This window comes from Burkholderia cenocepacia (assembly GCF_900446215.1).
Classification (GTDB): domain Bacteria; phylum Pseudomonadota; class Gammaproteobacteria; order Burkholderiales; family Burkholderiaceae; genus Burkholderia; species Burkholderia cenocepacia.
On sequence record NZ_UAQZ01000004.1, the window covers coordinates 32,867 to 50,925 of the forward strand.

Genomic DNA, 18,059 nt, shown 5'->3' on the forward strand with positions numbered 1-18,059 from the left:
CTCCCGTCATTGCGCGGCAGGCGCGCCGGCATCGGCGACCGCCTGCGTGGCGTTGCCCGCGTCGGCGCGCGCGGGCAGCGCCTTCGGCTTGACCTGCGCGCCCGGATAGTAGATGCGCTGCACGCCGTCGACCACCACGCGGTCGCCCGACTGCAGCCCCTTCTCGACGATCCGCTCGCCGTCGAACTCGCGGCCGATCGTCACGTCACGGCGCAACGCCTTGTCGCCGGGGCCGATCACGTAGACGTACTTGCGGTCCTGGTCGGTCAGCACGGCCTTGTCGTCGACCAGCAATGCATCCTGGTCGCGGCCGCTGACGAGCTGCACGCGCGCATACAGGCCCGGCGTAAACGTATGGTCCGCATTCGGCAGCCGCACGCGGGCGCGGATCGTGCCGGTTTGCGGATCGAGCCGGTTGTCGAGGAAATCGACGGTGCCCGCATGCGGAAAGCCCGTTTCGTTCGCGAGGCCGACGCGCACCGGATCGGCGCCGATCGCGCGATGCTTCGGATCGGCGCGCCGCGCGTTGTAGCGCAGGTAGCTCTGCTCGTCGCAATCGAAATACACGTAGACGGGGTCCTGCGACACGACGGTCGTCAGCAGCGTGTCGTCCGCGCGTGCGAGGTTGCCGACGGTCGCGACCGCGCGGCCGACACGGCCCGCGATCGGCGCGCGCACTTCGGTGAAGCCGAGATTGAGCTTCGCGTCGGCCACGGCCGCATCGGCCGCCTGCAGATCGGCGCGCGCCTGCTCGGCGGCGGCGCGCGCGTTGTCGAGTTCTTCCTGCGACGTCGCATGCGCATCGATCAGCGTCTGCACGCGCTTGAGCTGCACGTTCGCGAGGCTCGCGGCCGCACGCGCGCGCTGCTGCTGCGCATTCGCGCGATCGAGCGCGATCCGGTACGGGCGCGGATCGATCTCGAACAGCAGCGCGCCCTGCGCGACCACATCGCCCTCCTTGTACGCGACGCGCTGCAGATAGCCGCTGACGCGCGGCCGCAGTTCGACCGCGTCGACCGCTTCGACGCGCCCGTTAAATTCGTCCGCGAGGCGGATGGTGCGTGGCGCAACGGTGGCGACGCCGACTTCGGGAAGGGGATGAGCCGACGATGTGCCTTTGCCGTCGTGACAGCCCGACAACGCCAGCAACAGGGCGCAAGCCGCGCCCAAAGGCGACGTCCTGCGTAGGGAAAAGGAGAGCATGATGCCTCGCGACGGGTTAAACTGCCGCGTAGCATAAAAGTTGAAGTTAACTTCAAGTCAAGCTTTCCCGGAGGGCGTCATGGGTATCCAGGAAACCCCGCAATGGCCGCTGATGTCGATCCGCGAAGTGGCCGCGCGCAGCGGCGTGCCGGCGTCGACGCTGCGTTTCTACGAGACGCGCGGGTTGATCAAGTCGCACCGCAACGGCTCGAGCCATCGCCACTATTCGCGCGCGGTGCTGCGGCTGATCGCGTTCATCGTGTTCGCGCAGAAGATCGGCTATTCGCTCGACGAAATCGCCGAGCAGCTCGTCAGCCTGCCCGAGGACACCGCGCCGAGCAACAAGGACTGGCAGCGGCTGTCGCGCGGCTGGAAGCAGCGCGTCGCGAGCCGGATCGAGGAACTGCAGCGACTCTACATCAACCTCGACGAATGCATCGGCTGCGGCTGCCTGTCGCTGAAACGCTGCAAGCTGACCAACCCGGAAGACCGCGCGGGCCGCAACGGGCCCGGCGCGCGGCGCTGGCTCGGCGACAAGCCGCCGACCGATTGCGAATGACGCGCCGGCCGGGCACGCGCTGCATCACCCGACGCGCCAGCCGCCGTTCACCGCGATCGTCGCGCCCGTGACGAACGACGCGCGCGGCCCGGCGAGCCACGCGACCGCGTCCGCGATGTCGTCCGGCTGCCCCGCGCGGCCGACCGGCGTCTGCTCGCGGATCGTCGCCGCGATGGCCGGCGCGACCCCGCCGTCGCCGAAGAAACGCGTATCCGCGATATAGCCGGGCGCGACCGTATTGACCGTCGCGCCGCGCGGCCCGAGTTCGCGTGCCAGCGCGACGGTGAAGCCTTCGACGCCGGCCTTCGCGGCCGCATACGCAAGGCCGCCCGGCAACAGGCTGCCGGCGCGCGCCGCGATCGAGCCGATGTTGACGATGCGCGCCGCGTGCTCGGCCAGGTGCGGCAGCACGGCCATCGTCGTCAGGAACAGGCTTTTCAGGTTCGCGTCGAGCACCGCGTCCCAGACGGACTCGGCCTCGGCCGCTTCGGTATCCGCGCCGACGCGCCCGGTCAGCCCCGCGTTGTTGACCAGCACGTCGATGCGCGGCCAGCGCGCGACGATCGCAGCGACCGCCGCTTCCGCTTCGCGCCGCACGCCGAGGTCGCCGGCCTGCCCGATCGCCGCGCCGCCGAGACGCGCGACGGCCGCCGCCAGCCGCGCCCCGTCGCGCCCGACGATCGCGACGCGATACCCGTCCTGCACCAGCCGGTGCGCGATCGCGAAGCCGATCCCGCTCGACCCGCCCGTGACGATCGCCGTTCGCTGCTGTTGATTGCCGGTCATGACCTGCCCTCCCGAATCTCGATGGTGGATGACAACCCCATTCTCGGTAACGCAGGGTGATAGGTAAAATACGAATTCGATGATCTACTGATACATGGAAGGTATCGCATGATCGATCTGCGCCAATTCCGGCAATTCATCGCGGTCGCCGAAACGCTCAGTTTCCGGCGCGCGGCCGAGCGGCTGCACATGGCCCAGCCGCCGCTCAGCGCGGCGATCCGCAAGCTCGAGGACGAAGTGGGCGTCGCGTTGCTCGAACGCGACAACCGCGGCTCGCGGCTCACGCCGGCCGGCGAAGCCTTCCTGCTCGAAGCACGGCGCACGCTCGAACAGGCCGAGCGCGCGGTGGCCGTGGCGCGCCGCGCGGGCGCCGGCCTCGGCGGCACGCTGCGGCTGCGCTTCGTCGACAGCACCGTCAACGCGCTGTTGCCGCTGATCCTGCGGGCATTCCAGGAACGGCATCCAAACGTCGATTTCCAGCTCGACGAAGGCACGACCGCCGAGCAGGTGCTCGCGCTGCGTCAGGACCGCACCGACGCCGGCCTCGTCGTGCTGCCGGTAGCCGATGCCGGCGACGTGCACGTCGAACCGCTGCTGCGCGACCGGATGGTCGCCGCGCTGCCCGACGGCCACCGGCTCGCGCGCCGCCGCCGCATCGCGCTGGCCGAGCTGGCGGACGAACCGTGGGTCATGTTCGCCGCGCACCACGGGCCCGGCATGCATGCGCTGATCGTGACGGCGTGCGCGCAGGCGGGCTTCGCGCCGCGGGTGGTCCAGCAGCCGCGCCAGATGCAGACGACGGCCGGGCTCGTCGCGGGCGGCATCGGCGTCGCGCTGATGCCGCGCCTGTTCGTGCCGATGCAGCCGCAAGGCATTACGTTCTGCGAACTGAAGGATGCGGGCAGCCCGCTCGCATACGAACTGGCGCTCGCGTACCGCACGCCGTCGCCGCTCGTCGACGCGCTGCGCGAGAGCGCGCGCAACGCGGTGCGCGAACTCGGGCTGGTCGCCGCGACGTGACCGCGCGCGTCGCGCGCGGCGCTCAGTCGCCGATGAGGTTGAACGCGACGCCGAGCACGGCCTGCCGGAACGCCTCCGGCCGCGTCGGCAACGACGTGAACTCCAGCATCATGTGGCTGTACGACACCGTCGTGCCGATCGCGCTCGCGATCATGAAGAACAGCACGTTCGGATCGACCGGCCGGATCGTGCCGGCCTCGACCGCGTCCGCCAGCAGCGGAAACATCGCGTCGTGATACGGGCGCACGATCCGTTCCTGCAGCCGATCGAGCCGCCCGCCTTCCTCCGTCGCCGCGGTCGAGAAGAACATGCCGATATCCGGTTCCGCGAATTCGTGATCGACGCACAGCTCGAGCGCGCGCCGCACGCGGTCGCGATGCGGCAGCGGCGACGTGCGCAACGCACGCAGCGCGTCGAACATCGGTTCGGCTGAGGCTGGCCCAATTTCCGTCCCGGTCTTAGTTGGAAAATTCCGGCTCTTCGGGGCGGGCCGGATCGGCCCGATCGGTGCACTGGCGGGCGAATTCCGCCGGTGTCATCCACTGCAGCGCAGAATGAGGGCGCGCCTCGTTATAGTACTCGCGCCAGACCTCGATTTTGCGTCTGGCGTCCTCGAGCGACAAGAACCAATGTGCGTTGAGGCATTCCTCCCGAAAGCGTCCGTTGAATGATTCATTCTTCGCGTTGTCGGTCGGCTTGCCAGGACGCGAGAAGTCAATCTCCACGCCGTTCTCGTACGCCCATTTGTCGAGCGTCTTCGAAATGAACTCGCTGCCATTGTCTGCCTTGATATAGCGGGGAAGCGGACGATGCTGCGCAAGCCGGGTCAGCGCGGCGACAACGTGCTCGCCACGCAATGAACCGTCGACTTCAATCGCTAGGCATTCTCTCGTGTAGTTGTCCACGATCGTGAGCGTGCGCAAGCGTCGACCATCAAACAGCGCGTCAGCGACAAAATCCATACTCCAGATTTCGTTGATTGCGCTCACTGACTGCTTTGGCTGCCGGCGCCGGGCCGACTTGTTCCGTCGAGGTCGTTTGTGGCGCAACGAAAGCCCCAGTTCCCGATACACGCGTTCGACGCGTTTATGGTTGTCTCGCCAGCCTTCCCGGCGAAGCATCACGTACACGCGGGGCGCACCATAATGCACCCGCACTTCCGTGATCTCCTTGATGCGCATCTCCAGCGCGCTTTGATCCCGCGCGACCGATTCGTAACGGTAGACCGTGCGGGACAACTGCAACAATGCGCAGGTTTGCCGCTGGCTCGCGCCGAAACGCTGCATCAAGTCCGTGACCAGATCACGGCGCCGGGAAGGCTTCAGAGCTTTTTTGACAGCACATCCTGCAGCATGGCCTTGTCCAGCGACAGATCGGCCACGAGCCGCTTGAGCTTCGCGTTCTCTTCCTCAAGCTGCTTCAGCCGGCGCAGTTCCGAGGGTGACAGCCCGCCGTACTTCGTCCGCCAGTTGTAAAACGTCGCGTCGCTGATCCCCATCTTGCGGCAGACCTCCGCGACAGGCGTACCCAGCTCGGCCTGCTTCAGCGCGTATGCGATCTGCTCTTCGGTGAACTTGCTCTTCTTCACGGCATGACCTCCTGGTCTCGATGACAACGTCATGCCGGAATTTTCCACTTTCAAATGGGACAGTTTTGTGGGCTAGGGTCAGTGATGATTTCGTGGTGCGATGCATGCACCGGGCATTACGGCTACCAGAAGTGGCGCCTGTTCACGACGCGCAAGCGCGGCGTGTGCGCGCTGTCGGGGCGCGCGATCGAGATCGGCGACAGCGTCTACGCGCCGCAACTGCTCGGCTCGACGCCGGGCAACGCCGCCGCGATGGTGCTCGCGGCGTGCATCGACGAAGCGCTCGCGGCCTGACCGTCAGGTCGACGTGGCCTGACCGGCGCCATAGGCCGGGTCGCCGTTCTGCCGTTCGAGTTCGGCATCGAGATGCGCGGCATGCGCGTGCGCTTCCGACTCCGACATCAGCTCGCCTTCCCACTTCGCGACCACCGCGCTGGCGATCGAGTTGCCCACCGCATTGGTGGCCGAGCGGCCCATGTCGAGGAACGTGTCGACACCGAGAATCAGCAGCAGCCCGGCTTCCGGGATGTTGAACTGGTGCAGCGTCGCCGCGATCACGACGAGCGACGCGCGCGGCACGCCGGCCATCCCCTTCGACGTCAGCATCAGGATCAGCAGCATCGTGACCTGCGTGCCGAGCGACAGGTGGATGTCGTACGCCTGCGCGATGAACAGCGTCGCGAACGTGCAGTACATCATCGAGCCGTCGAGGTTGAACGAATAGCCCATCGGCATCACGAAGCTCGAGATCTTGCGGCGCACGCCGAACCGGTCGAGCGCGTCGAGGATCTTCGGATACGCGGCTTCCGAGCTCGCGGTCGCGAACGACAGCATGAACGCTTCCTTGATCAGCACGAGCAGCTTGAACACGCGGCGACCGAGGAACAGCAGCCCGGCCGTGACGAGCGTGGCCCACAGCAGCACGAGGCTCGCGTAGAAGTCGCCCATGAACACCGCGAACTTCAGCAGGATCGACAACCCGTTGATCGCGACGGTCGACGCCATCGCGGCCATCACCGCGAGCGGCGCGAGCTTCATCACGTAGCCGGTGATCTTCAGCATCACGTGCGCGAGCTGGTCGATCGCGGCGACCAGGATCTTGCCGCGCTCGCCGAGTGCGGCGAGCGCGACGCCGAAGAACATCGAGAACACGACGATCTGCAGGATCTCGTTGTTCGCCATCGCCTCGGCGATCGACTTCGGCACCATGTGGCCGACGAAATCCTTCAGCGTGAACTTGGACGTCGCGAGATGCGCGGACGCGCCGATGTCCGGCAGCGGCAGCCCGAGGTTCTCGCCGGGTCGCAGCAGGTTCGCCATCAGCAGCCCCAGCAGCAACGAGATCAGCGACGCGGTGACGAACCAGCCGAGCGCCTTCACGAACACGCGCCCGACCGACGACGCATCGCCCATGTGCGCGATGCCGACGACGAGCGTCGAGAACACCAGCGGGCCGATCACCATCTTGATCAGCCGCAGGAACACGTCGGACACGAGCGAGATGTAGCCGGCGATTTCCGCGGCCGATTGCTTGTCGGGAAGCTGCGTAAAGATCAGGTAGCCGATCAGGATGCCGGCTGCCATCGCGAGCAGGATCCACCCTGCTGCAGACATTCGTTTGTTCATGACGGGATTCGCCGCATGGCGATGGAGTTGACGGAAGAAAGCTGCGCGCGCCGTGCCTCGGTGCGCACCGGGCGCGCCGCTGCGGCTGCCGGATGCCCGCTGACGGACACGCTTGCCGCCGCACCGGCATTCGCGGCAACGCGAACGCCGGCGGCAGCGATTCAACTTGAAGCGATCGCGTCAGTAGCCGATCGCCGAGCCGGCCGGACGGCGCGGGTCGTTGTAGCCGTAGATGAAGCCGACGCGCACGTTGCCGGACACCGACGAATCGTTCCCGGAACTCTGGCGGCTCACCGCTTCGGTGCCCGGCAGGCCGACCATGATCAGCTCGGCGGCGCCCCACGGCGTCTGCTCGACCATCTTGTAGCCCATGTTGCGCAGGATCGCGAGCGTGTCCGGCGACAGGCCGTAGGTTTCGTAATAGACCGCGTCGGGCAGCCACTGGTGATGGATGCGCGGCGCGGCGACCGCGTCCTGCGGCGTCATCCCGTAGTCGATCACGTTCAGCACGGTCTGCAGCGTGATCGTGATGATGCGCGAGCCGCCGGGCGAACCGACCACCATGAACACCTTGCCGTCCTTCTTCACGATGGTCGGCGCCATCGACGACAGCGGACGCTTGCCCGGCGCGATCGAGTTGCGCGTGCCCTGCACGAGGCCGAACAGGTTCTGCGCGCCGACCTTCACGGTGAAGTCGTCCATCTCGTCGTTCAGGAAGAAGCCCGTGCCCGGCGCGATGACCACGGCGCCGAAGCGGCCGTTGACCGTGTAGGTCGTCGACACCGCATTGCCGTCGTGGTCGACGATCGAGTAATGCGTCGTTTCCGGCTTCTCGTGCACGCCGACACCGGGCTGCACGTCGACCGACGGCGTCGCCGTATCGGCATGGATGCTCTTGCGGATCTGCGCCGCGTACTCCTTGCTCGTCAGCTTCGCGATCGGGTTGTCGATGAAGTCCGGATCGCCGAGCAGCGTGTTGCGATCTTCGTACGCATGGCGCATCGCCTCGGTCATGTAGTGCACCGCCGCGGCCGAGTGGTAGCCGAGCTTGCGCAGATCATATCCTTCGAGGATGTTCAGCGTCTCGCACATCGTCACGCCGCCCGAGCTCGGCGGCGGCGCCGACACGAACTCGTAGCCGCGATACGTGCATGTCAGCGGCGCCATGTCCTGCGCGCGATAGGACGCGAAATCGGCCGCCGTGATCACGCCGCCGCCGCGCTTGGCCGCCGCTTCCACGATCTTCGGGATCTCGCCGTGATAGAACGCGTCGGGCCCCTGCTCCGCGATGCGCTCGAGCGTGCGCGCCAGATCCTTCTGCACCAGGCGATCGCCCGGCTGCAGCGCCGTGCCGTCCGGGCGCAGGAAGATGCGCGCGGCTTCCGGATCCTTCCTGAAGCGCTCGACCGTCGTGTCGAGGATGTCGGTATCGCCGCGCGTCAGCACGAAGCCGTCGCGCGCGAGCCGGATCGCCGGCGCCATCACCTGCCGGCGCGTCAGCTTCCCGTATTTGCGCTGCGCGAGATCGAGGCCGGCCACCGTGCCCGGCACGCCGACCGCACGGTAGCCGTACAGGCTCTGGTCCGGAATCACGTTGCCCGCCGCATCGAGATACATGTTCGCGGACGCCGCGGCCGGCGCGGTCTCGCGGAAATTGATGAAGCGGTCGCGACCGTCGGCCAGGTGGATCGTCATGAAGCCGCCGCCGCCGATGTTGCCGCAGCACGAGTTGGTCACGGCCTGCGCATAGCCGACGGCCACTGCCGCGTCCACCGCATTGCCGCCTGCCTTCAGGATGTCGACGCCGATCTGCGATGCGAAGTGCTGCGACGACACGACCATGCCGTTCTTCGCTTCGACCGCCGGGTCCGACGCGGCGAACGCGCACACGCTCATCGCCGACAACAGGGTGAGTACTACGAGCCGCCTCATGACGGAATCCTCCAGACGAATAAACCGGGCCATGCCGGGATGCGTCGACCGCGCAATTGGTTGGTCGACGCTGCCGATTCGACATGTAATAAACGATACATTTCAATGAGGCCGCGATCATATCATTCGCTTTTTTGTACCAAAACCTAGGGTAACCACTGAATTTAAAACGAAGCATCCGAGATACATCGGGTGGCGTATGTTTGATTTATTACATATATGAACATATCGTCTGGGCAGGTGATCCGTCCCTCTAATTTGAAACCGCACGCGGCCTGCCGCCCCTCGATCGGCTAACATGCGTGCAGTTGCCGGCAGACGCCCGTCTGCCGTTTCATTGGGTCATTCAATTCAGATAGAGAGCCGGAGTGCCGATGGGGACGAGCATCAGGGCGTTGCTGTTATCCCAAATGGATAGCTTCACGCCGTCGGAACAGAAGGTCGCGCAGGCGTTGCTGGATCGCTATCCCAGTCTGGGGCTGGGCCCCATCGCGCAGGTTGCGAAGCAGGCGGAAGTCAGCGACCCGACCGTGTTCCGCTTCGTCGTCCGGATCGGTTTTCCGAACTACTCGTCGTTCCAGCAGGCGCTGCACGACGAGATCGACACCGCGATGAATTCACCGCTCGCGCGGATGGATGCGTTCCACTCGGAAACGGGCATGCGCGACAGTCACGCGGCGATTTTCCAGCGGCTGTCCGAATCGCTCGCGACGACGATCGACGGGCTCGACGCGGCCGCGTTCGACGCAGCCGTGGCGGTGCTGGCCGATCCGGACGTGCGCGTCTTCTGCGGCGGCGGGCGCTATACGGCGCCGCTTGCGTCGCTGTTCTCGTTCACGCTGGCCTATGCGCGGCCGCACGTGCAGTACGTCGAGCCGAACGTGAATCTCGCGTCCGTCGCGCTGGCCGACATGGGGCGCAACGACGTACTCGTGATCTTCGATTTTCGCCGTTACCAGAAGGACAGCATCCGCTTCGCGCAGGCCGCGCACCAACTCGGCGCGCGAATCCTGCTGATCACCGACGAATGGCGCTCGCCGATCGGCGAGTTCGCGGAGATCGTGCTGCGCATCCAGGGCCGCCCTTTCGCGATGCTGCAGACCAACGTGCCGGCGCTGGCGCTCGCCGAAGCGCTGGTGATCGGTGTGACGAACCGGCTGCCGGAACTGGCGCGGCAGCGGATGGAGAAGATCGAGCAGCTCAATGCGGGCGGGATCGAGTGGGATGTGAGCCGGCGGGATTTGCCGGAGTGACGACGCGTCACCCTCCGCCGGCAGGGGTCAGCTCTCGACATCCTCCAGACTGAACACTTCCGTCTTGTCGTTATACGAAAAGACCTCCCCATACCGCCCCCAGTCGATCACCGCATCGAGCGTTTCCTCCGCCGCCTCGTCGGACAGAAAATCCTCCAGCTCCTGCTCGAAGCGCACGCGCGGCGCACGATGGCCCGGACGCTCGTTCAGCACCTTCCTGATCCGCGCCGCGAGCGGCACGTGCTTCAGCAGGTGATCGGCGAACATCAGCTTGCGCTCCTGCGTGCCGAATTCCGCGAACACGCGGGCGGGCGGCGTCAGGAACACGTCGCCTTCGCGCACGTCCGCGAAGCCGAGGTGCTGCAGCACTTCCGCGATCGGGAACAGTTCATCGACCTCCAGATGCAGCGTGCGCGCGATTTCCGGCATGTCGGCGCGGCCATGGTACGGCGCCATCGCGAGCGTTTCGATCAGGCCGGCCGTCAGGTTGGTCGACACGCGCGGCATCCAGCTACCCAGCTCGAGCCCCTTCTTCGTCGCCTCGCCGGTCTGGCGCGCGGTCATCTTCGCGTAGATGTCGTCGACGAGCTTGCGGAAATCGGCATCGAGCCGGTTACGCGGATGCTTGAACGGCACCTTGATCTCGGCGATCACGCGGCCCGGATTCGACGACAGCACGAGAATCCGGTCGCACATGAACACCGCTTCCTCGATGTTGTGCGTGACGATCAGCACCGACTTGATCGGCATCCGGCCTTGCGTCCACAGATCGAGCAGATCGGTGCGCAGCGTTTCAGCCGTCAGCACATCGAGCGCGGAAAACGGCTCGTCCATCAGCAGAATGGTCGGGTCGACGACGAGCGCGCGCGCAAAACCGACGCGCTGGCGCATCCCGCCCGACAGCTCGCGCGGATACGCGTTCTCGAAACCGTCGAGACCGATCAGGTCGATCGCGGCGAGCGCACGTTCGCGCCGCTCGCGCGCGCCGACGCCGAGCGCCTCCAGCCCGGCTTCCACGTTCTGCAACACGGTCAGCCACGGGAACAGCGCGAAGGTCTGGAACACCATCGCGACGCCTTCGGCCGGGCCGCGCAGCGGCTTGCCGAGGTAGGTCACTTCGCCGCCGGTCGGCTCGATCAGGCCGGCGATGATGCGCAACAGCGTCGATTTGCCCGATCCCGACCGGCCCAGCAGGCCGACGATCTCGCCTTCGCGCAGCGACAGGTTCGCGTCGTCGAGCACGAGCAGCTCGCCCTGCGTCTTGTTGAAGCCGCGGTTCACGTGCTCGACACGCAGGATTTCTTCACCGAGCCGCGGCGGCTGCAGCGGCTGGGACGTCTTGACGGGGGCGTTGATAACGGTCGAATTTTGCATCGCGCTTACTCTCAATCGAGACGGAGCCGGGATTCCGCATAGGCGTACATCGGACGCCACAGCAGGCGGTTGAACAAGGTAACGAACAGGGACATCACGGCGATGCCGAGGATGATCTTCGGGAAATCGCCGGCGGCGGTCGTTTGCGCGATATACGAGCCCAGGCCGTGCGCGACGACCTTCGTATCGCCCCATTGCACGAACTCGGACACGATGCTCGCGTTCCAAGCGCCGCCCGACGCGGTGATCGCGCCGGTCACGTAGTACGGGAAGATGCCGGGCAGCATCGCCTGGCGCCACCACTGCCAGCCGCGGATGCGGAAATTCTTCGTCGCTTCCTTGTAGTCGTTCGGATAGGACATCGCGCCGGCGATCACGTTGAACAGGATGTACCACTGCGTGCCGAGCACGATCAGCGGCGACAGCCAGATGTCCGCGTTCAGGTGGAAATGGACGATGACGATCACGAACACCGGGAACAGCAGGTTCGCCGGAAACGCGGCGAGGAATTGCGCGAGCGGCTGGATCTTCTCGGCGAGCTTCGGGCGCAGCCCGATCAGCACGCCGAGCGGCACCCAGATCACCGACGCGATCGCGATCAGCACCAGCACGCGCAGCAGCGTGATCAGCCCGAGCACGAGCACGTGGCCCACCTCGCCCATCGTCACGCCGGTCGCGACGAAACTGACGACGCGCCACACGACGTACAGCGTCAGCGCGATCACGAACGCGCCCCATACGATGTCGCCGATGCGCGACGAACGGCGCGATGATGCGCCGCGCACGCGCGTACCCGCCAGCGACGGCACGCGCAGCGGAATCCGCGCGGCCTGCGACAGCAGCCAGCCGGCCGGCACGAGCAACTGATGGATCAGGTGCGTGCGACGCATCATGTCGAGCAGCCACGATTGCGGCGCATCGCCCGACGCGGTGTTCTCCATCCGGAACTTGTCGGCCCACGCGACGAGCGGACGGAACAGGAACTGATCGTACGCGAGGATCACGACCGACATCGCGACGATCACCCAGCCGACCGCGCCGAGATTCTTGTCCGCGATCGCCTGCGCGAGATACGCACCGATGCCCGGCAGCGTGATCGTCTGGTTGCCGACGGTGATCGCCTCGGATGCGACGACGAAGAACCAGCCGCCCGACATCGACATCATCATGTTCCAGATCAGGCCGGGCATCGAGAACGGCACCTCGAGCTTCCAGAAGCGCTGCCACGGCGTCAGGTGAAAGCCGCGCGACACTTCGCTCAGGTCGCGCGGCACCGTGCGCAGCGACTGGTAGAAGCTGAACGTCATGTTCCACGCCTGGCTCGTGAAGATCGCGAAGATCGCGGCCAGCTCGGCGCCGAGCACGCGGCCCGGAAACAGCGCGAGGAAGAACGTGACGGTAAACGAGATGTAGCCGAGCACCGGCACCGACTGCAGGATGTCGAGGATCGGGATCAGCACCATGCCCGCGCGGCGGCTCTTGGCCGCGAGCGTGCCATAGACGAGCGTGAACACGAGCGACGCGATCATCGCGGCGAGCATCCGCAGCGTGGTGCGCAGCGCGTATTCGGGCAGGTTCGACGGATCGAGCGAGATCTTCTGCGTCTGCAGTACGCCGATCGGCGCCATCGTCTCGTGAAAACCGACGATCGCCATCGCCAGCACGCAAATGATCAGCGGAAACGCGACCGCATCCCAGCGGTTGGGTAGCACGCGCCACGCCGACGCGTTGGCAGTGCGATTCGGATCGAAGAAACGGATATCCATCGGTAGCGTCTTGTGTGGAATTGAAAATCGATGGGGTCGGCCGCCTGTCGCGCAGCCGGGCGTCGCACTCGCGGTGCGAATCAGAACAGCCCGTGCAGTGCCCGGTATGAGGTGGCCGGCAGCGCGAACGGCCGCACCGCACCATCCTTGACGAAACGGAGACCGGCACCGGGATGAATGCCGACACCGACGATGCCGCAGGCAACGATCAGAAAAAGCGGCGCGAGGCCGAGGGCGCGTGTGCGGTGAGCGACCGCACCGCCCGTTTCCGTTGCCGCGAGGTTCGGCATGAAGGGCTCCGGAGAGGGGTTCGGAGTGGGAGGCTATCGGGCGGCCGTGACGCAAATGTGACGTGTCACTTACAGGACATTGACGGCTCATCCGGGCGGAATCGTGCATCGCCCCGTCGGCCGTCAATGCGAGTGTTCAACCTCGTAACGGGCGGGAATAAATCCGCCGCTTCGCCGGTATCGCACGCGAATGCGCCGGCTTATTCCAGGACGATCCGGCCGTCCGGTTTCGTCACACGAATGCGAGGCTCACATGTCTTCATCGAACCCCATCCGCCCGTCGCGCCGCAAGGCCCTGCAATGCATGGCCTTCGGCGGCCTCGGTACGCTGTTCACGTTGTCGGGCGGCATCCTCACGCCGTTCGACCTCGCGCTTGCGCAAGCCGGCGATGCGCGCCCGGCCGACGCGGGCCGGCCGCTGTTCGTGCAGATCAGCGATACGCACATCGGCTTCAACAAGGACGCGAATCCGGACGTGTCGGCCACGCTGAAGCAGACGATCGACCTCGTCAACGGGATGCCCGCGCTGCCGGCGCTGACGATCCACACCGGCGACATCACGCACCTGTCCAAGCCCGAGGAATTCGATCACGCGTCGCAGTTGCTGTCCGCGCTGCGCGTGACGGAACTGCATACGGTGCCCGGCGAACACGACGTCACCGACGGATCGGGCGCCGAATATTTCGGCCGGTTCGGCAAGGCGTCGGACAACCGCGGCTATTACAGCTTCGACCACGCGGGCGTGCACTTCATCGGCCTCGTCAACGTGATGCACTTCAAGCCGAACGGGCTCGGCAGCTTCGGCGACGAGCAGCTCGCGTGGCTCGCGCAAGACCTGAAAGGCCGCTCGTCGAGCACGCCGATCGTCGTGTTCTCGCACATGCCGATGTGGACCATCTACGAACCGTGGGGCTGGGGCACCGGCGACGCGCCGCAGACGATGGCATTGCTGCGCCGCTTCGGCTCGGTCACCGTCCTGAACGGGCACATCCATCAGATCGTGTCGAAGGTCGAGGGCAACGTGACGTTCCACACCGCCCGCTCGACCGCGTTCCCGCAGCCGACGGCCGGCAACGGCCCGGGCCCCGTGCCGCTCACGGTGCCGCACGACCGGCTGCCGTCGATGCTCGGCGTGACGACCGTCGAGTTTGCCGGCCATCCGGTCGCGTCGTCGCTGCACGATGCGACGCTCGCGTGATCGATATAAGGAGAACGGCATGATCCGCTTCCAACGCCACCGAATCGTCGCCGTGCTGATCCTGTGCGGCGCCGCTGCCTGCACGCCGCCCGCCGCGTTCGCGCAGGGCCCGAACGGCCCGCTCGTGACGATCCGCAATTTCATGTTTTCGCCGATGTCGACCACGATCAAGGCCGGCACGACCATCACGTGGAAGAACCTCGACGCGGAGCCGCATACCGTCGTCAACGACGCCGGCATCTTTCATTCGAAGGCGCTCGACCAGGACGAGACGTATTCGTTCCGCTTCGACAAGCCGGGTGTCTACAAGGTGTTCTGCGGTATTCATCCGTACATGAAGGAGACGATCACCGTCGAATGACGCGGCCCGCCACGCACCGCAGGCGAACGACGGGCGGCCGCCTACAATGACTGTCGTCCCCTTCGCCCGCGAGGCAGACGGAGCCGTCCATGCCAAGGATCGATCTCGGTACCGTGCCCGAACGCCGCGGCAGCGGCTATCCGCGGCCGTTCGATGCGCCGTGCGCGCAGCGCATCCGCCAGCGTCTCGGCGACGCCGGCGGCCTGCGCGATTTCGGCGTCAACCTGATGCGCGTGCCGCCAGGCGGCTGGTCGTCGCAGCGCCACTGGCATTCCGACGAGGACGAATTCGTCTACGTGCTCGCAGGCGAGCTCGTGATGATCGAGGACGGTGGTGAAACCGTGCTGCGCGCGGGCGACTGCGCGGCGTTTCCGAAAAATTCGGGTAACGGCCATCATCTGGTCAACCGGTCGGATGCGGTCGCCGTCTATCTCGAGGTCGGCTCGCGCTCGCCGGACGACGTGATCACGTGCCCGGACATCGACATGATGAGCCCGAGCCGCGACGGCCGGTTTCTGCACAAGGACGGCACGCCGTACCCGGACGCGTGACACCTGCGCGTCGGTCACGCCCGCCGGGCCCGCAGGCGCGCGCGGCCGGCCGGGGTCACCGCCACTTCCGCCACGCCGCCAGGTGTATGACGCCGGACCACGTAGCCGCGCGCGCAGGCTTCCTCCCACACCGGCAGGCGCGGGCACGACGTGCGCCACGCATCGATCACCTCATCGTACGGCCGCGCGGCGGGCCCGATCCATTCGAGCAGGTCGTCGATCAACGGCTCGAGCGACGCCGCTTCGCGCTCGGACGCCTTCGGGTGGACTACGTGGATCGGCTGCGCATCCGGCTTGCGAAAGCTCGGCCGCGCACACAGCGTGTCGAAATGATCGTCGAGGATCGTGATGTTCATGGGGGCGCTCCTGTGAACACCGTCATCCTGAACCGCGAGCGCCGAACCGGGAAATGAATTTAACGTGCGGATTCCTGCATTTTTCTGATCGATCTGTTTCCGTCGCTCACGCGCGTCGCATGCAGGCTCACTGCCCCGCCGCGCGCAGCGCCGGCGCGGTGCCGGCGACGACCGGACACGATCGAGGCAGCGCATGCCCGAACAACACGGCCAGCCCGCAAGCGGACGTGAACATGCCGACGCCGTCGTGCCCGACACCCGGCACTTCGACCACCTGCTGCGCGAGATCGTCCGGATGCCGCTTCTTCAGGTAATCGAAATACGCGAGCCCGCGCGCCAGCCGGTACGGCCCCTGCGCCATCGCCGCGCACGAGCGGTCGATGAAATGCGTGGTTGGATTCGTGTCCGCCTGCCCGAGCAGGTACACGACATGGCGTGCGACGTAGCGCGTTTCGAGATCGCGCACGTCCTGCGACGCGACATAAGGCGGCGCCGATTTCAACCCGTACTTCCATTCGGTCGCGCGCGGACAGGCGCCGCCGGCAAGCGCGTCGGCATTCGGCCGTTCATCGTCGAAATACAGGTAGCTCGACGGATTCGCGACCACGTAACGCACGGCAATGCCGGCACGCGCCAGTGCGTCGCCTTCGCGCCCGGCCACCGCATAACGCTGCAGCAACTGTGCACCGGCGGAATGACCGATCACGACGACCGTCGACAACGACGGGTACAGGCCGCGATCGGCGAAATGCGCGAGCAATGCGTCGAGCGCCGCGAACGAGCTGACCGGGCCCGGCTCGCGCGCCGGTTCGCCGCCTTTCCATCCTTCCTGCGTCCACGCGAGCGTCGATGCGGACAACGAAAAGGCGCGCGCGTCGGCACGGGTCAGGAACTGCGGTGCGACCACCATCGTGCCCGCGCCGGCCGCCCCGGCCTTTTCGACGACCTTGCGCCCCGATGCGTAATACGCGTCGGCGTTACGGAGCGTGCCGTGAATCACGATGAACACGCGCGTGACGTCGGGTGCGGCTTGGTCGAGCGGACGGTCCGCGTAGACGGGCAGCTCCGCGCGATCCCGCGGCGTGTCGACGGCCAAGCGCTGGTCGGCGACGGCCTTGACCGGCGCTTCGAGACGTTCGCGCTGCGTGGGCGTGGCGGCTTCGGCCTGCGCGCCGCCCGGCATGCCGACGGCGGCGACCGCGAGCGGAACGGCGAACGACAGGGCTCGGGCGAGCGGCAACGCACGCAAGCGTCGGAGGCGGGCAAAGGCGGCGGAAATGGCGGACATGGCGGCGGCTCGGGTGGCGAATATGACTTGAACGGCGATGGTCGCAGAATCCGTCGCGCGCTGCCGGCCCGTTGCCGAAAACGGGTCAGCCGGCCGGCTGCGCACCCGGTTCGGCGTCGGCGCACGCTTCGCCCGCTCGACGCTGCAGCTGCTGCACGATGCCGAGCAGTTCGCCGATATGCGTCGCTACCGCCTGCTTGCCGGCGCGCGCCCACGCGTCGAACGACGTCATCCCGCTCACCGCGCCGACGAACGGCACGCCGGCCCGCTCGGCCGCCTGCGCGTCCACTGCATGGTCACCGACGTAGATCGCGGCGGCGGCGGGCAAACCGAGCCGCGCCAGTGCCTGCACGAGCCCTTCCGGGTCCGGCTTGTGGCGTTGCACGTCCTCCCCGCCGATCAACACGTCGACCATCGATTGCAAGCCGTTGCGTTCGAGAATCGCGTCGATCCGGTAGCGAAACTTCGACGACACGATCGCGACGGCAAGTCCTTGCTCGCGCAACGCCGCGAGCAGCGGCGGCACTTCGGGATAGATGCGGGTGCCGGGCACCATGATCTCGTCGGCGCGCGCGACGAAGTGCCGCGCGAACGCATCGGCCCGCGCCGCCACGGTCTCGCCCGTCAACGAACGGAACATGTCCGGCAGCGGCAGTCCGATCACGGCGCCGATCTGCGCGGGTGTCGGGCCGGCGGCGTCGAGTTGATCCAGCGCGTACCGGGTGCATTCGATGATCGCGGCGGACGAATCCGCCAGCGTCAGGTCGAAATCGAATATGACGGCCCGAACCGACATGAAAGAACTCCGTAAGTAAAGCGCGATGCCACGTATGTTACGCGTGCGGCGGGATGAGATCGCCGACGGGATGACCTGAATCCGGGCGGCCGCGTTGAAGGCGCGTCGTCCG

The 18,059-nt window shown here is 66.6% G+C and carries 17 protein-coding genes and 2 pseudogenes; 7 read left to right on the forward strand and 12 right to left on the reverse strand.

Annotated elements, in window-relative coordinates; translation table 11 throughout:
• Positions 1–6 precede the first annotated feature (6 nt).
• A complete protein-coding gene (locus tag DTA15_RS12690; protein WP_006485134.1) occupies positions 7–1,203 on the reverse strand; it encodes an efflux RND transporter periplasmic adaptor subunit in 1,197 nt (398 codons plus the stop codon).
• A gap of 79 nt (positions 1,204–1,282) precedes the next feature.
• Between DTA15_RS12690 and soxR the strand changes: the two genes are divergently transcribed.
• Complete coding sequence (gene soxR / locus DTA15_RS12695; RefSeq protein WP_006485131.1) at positions 1,283–1,762, forward strand: redox-sensitive transcriptional activator SoxR; 480 nt, start codon at positions 1,283–1,285, stop codon at positions 1,760–1,762.
• A gap of 24 nt (positions 1,763–1,786) precedes the next feature.
• Here the strand turns inward: soxR and DTA15_RS12700 are convergent, their stop codons facing one another.
• Entirely contained in the window at positions 1,787–2,548 is a 762-nt protein-coding gene (locus DTA15_RS12700) for an SDR family NAD(P)-dependent oxidoreductase (protein ID WP_006496892.1), read from the reverse strand.
• 108 nt (positions 2,549–2,656) lie between these two features.
• On the opposite strand from DTA15_RS12700, the gene DTA15_RS12705 reads away from it, so the two are divergent.
• The gene (locus DTA15_RS12705; RefSeq protein ID WP_006484425.1) at positions 2,657–3,568 is read left to right on the forward strand and encodes a LysR family transcriptional regulator; all 912 of its coding nucleotides are present in this window, start codon (positions 2,657–2,659) and stop codon (positions 3,566–3,568) included.
• 22 nt (positions 3,569–3,590) lie between these two features.
• Here the strand turns inward: DTA15_RS12705 and DTA15_RS12710 are convergent.
• Positions 3,591–3,998, reverse strand: a pseudogene (locus tag DTA15_RS12710) (TetR/AcrR family transcriptional regulator); the annotation flags it as partial.
• Between the two features lie 28 nt (positions 3,999–4,026).
• Positions 4,027–5,156, reverse strand: a protein-coding gene (locus DTA15_RS12715; protein WP_085964349.1) for an IS3-like element ISBcen15 family transposase whose coding sequence is annotated in 2 segments (ribosomal slippage) — positions 4,027–4,904 and positions 4,904–5,156 — 1,131 coding nt in all. Because the reading frame shifts where the segments join, the coding sequence is not laid out codon by codon here.
• Between the two features lie 78 nt (positions 5,157–5,234).
• Between DTA15_RS12715 and DTA15_RS12720 the strand changes: the two are divergent.
• Positions 5,235–5,450 (forward strand): annotated as a pseudogene (locus DTA15_RS12720) (DUF3331 domain-containing protein); the annotation flags it as partial.
• A 3-nt stretch (positions 5,451–5,453) separates the two neighbouring features.
• Here the strand turns inward: DTA15_RS12720 and DTA15_RS12725 are convergent.
• Entirely contained in the window at positions 5,454–6,782 is a 1,329-nt protein-coding gene (locus tag DTA15_RS12725; RefSeq protein ID WP_012493448.1) for a dicarboxylate/amino acid:cation symporter, read from the reverse strand.
• A gap of 180 nt (positions 6,783–6,962) precedes the next feature.
• Positions 6,963–8,714 carry a gamma-glutamyltransferase gene (ggt, locus tag DTA15_RS12730; protein ID WP_006484432.1) on the reverse strand — a complete coding sequence of 584 codons (1,752 nt, stop codon included), beginning with the start codon at positions 8,712–8,714 and terminating at the stop codon, positions 6,963–6,965.
• Positions 8,715–9,088: 374 nt separating this feature from the next.
• On the opposite strand from ggt, the gene DTA15_RS12735 reads away from it, so the two are divergent.
• On the forward strand, positions 9,089–9,967 hold the full coding sequence (locus DTA15_RS12735) for a MurR/RpiR family transcriptional regulator (protein WP_006484428.1): 879 nt from the start codon (positions 9,089–9,091) through the stop codon (positions 9,965–9,967).
• Between the two features lie 27 nt (positions 9,968–9,994).
• Here the strand turns inward: DTA15_RS12735 and DTA15_RS12740 are convergent, their stop codons facing one another.
• The 3 genes from DTA15_RS12740 to DTA15_RS12750 form a co-directional block, all read right to left on the reverse strand.
• Entirely contained in the window at positions 9,995–11,341 is a 1,347-nt protein-coding gene (locus DTA15_RS12740; protein WP_006484429.1) for an ABC transporter ATP-binding protein, read from the reverse strand.
• Between the two features lie 11 nt (positions 11,342–11,352).
• Positions 11,353–13,107: an ABC transporter permease gene (locus tag DTA15_RS12745; protein WP_006484435.1), complete on the reverse strand. Its 1,755-nt coding sequence runs from the start codon at positions 13,105–13,107 to the stop codon at positions 11,353–11,355.
• 80 nt (positions 13,108–13,187) lie between these two features.
• A complete protein-coding gene (locus DTA15_RS12750) occupies positions 13,188–13,397 on the reverse strand; it encodes a hypothetical protein (RefSeq protein ID WP_006484431.1) in 210 nt (69 codons plus the stop codon).
• A 253-nt stretch (positions 13,398–13,650) separates the two neighbouring features.
• Here DTA15_RS12750 and DTA15_RS12755 point away from each other — a divergent pair, with 253 nt between their 5' ends.
• From DTA15_RS12755 to DTA15_RS12765, 3 genes are all read left to right on the forward strand, one after another.
• Positions 13,651–14,595 carry a metallophosphoesterase family protein gene (locus DTA15_RS12755; RefSeq protein WP_006493905.1) on the forward strand — a complete coding sequence of 315 codons (945 nt, stop codon included), beginning with the start codon at positions 13,651–13,653 and terminating at the stop codon, positions 14,593–14,595.
• Positions 14,596–14,614: 19 nt separating this feature from the next.
• Positions 14,615–14,956 carry a cupredoxin domain-containing protein gene (locus DTA15_RS12760; RefSeq protein WP_006484420.1) on the forward strand — a complete coding sequence of 114 codons (342 nt, stop codon included), beginning with the start codon at positions 14,615–14,617 and terminating at the stop codon, positions 14,954–14,956.
• An 89-nt stretch (positions 14,957–15,045) separates the two neighbouring features.
• Positions 15,046–15,507, forward strand: a complete 462-nt coding sequence (locus DTA15_RS12765) for a cupin domain-containing protein (RefSeq protein WP_006484426.1) — start codon at positions 15,046–15,048, stop codon at positions 15,505–15,507.
• Positions 15,508–15,521: 14 nt separating this feature from the next.
• Here DTA15_RS12765 and DTA15_RS12770 read toward each other — a convergent pair whose 3' ends face one another.
• The 3 genes from DTA15_RS12770 to DTA15_RS12780 form a co-directional block, all read right to left on the reverse strand.
• The gene (locus DTA15_RS12770; RefSeq protein WP_006484438.1) at positions 15,522–15,863 is read right to left on the reverse strand and encodes a hypothetical protein; all 342 of its coding nucleotides are present in this window, start codon (positions 15,861–15,863) and stop codon (positions 15,522–15,524) included.
• Between the two features lie 127 nt (positions 15,864–15,990).
• Complete coding sequence (locus DTA15_RS12775; protein ID WP_006484427.1) at positions 15,991–17,151, reverse strand: hypothetical protein; 1,161 nt, start codon at positions 17,149–17,151, stop codon at positions 15,991–15,993.
• Positions 17,152–17,236: 85 nt separating this feature from the next.
• Complete coding sequence (locus DTA15_RS12780) at positions 17,237–17,947, reverse strand: HAD family hydrolase (protein ID WP_006484434.1); 711 nt, start codon at positions 17,945–17,947, stop codon at positions 17,237–17,239.
• Positions 17,948–18,059 lie beyond the last annotated feature (112 nt).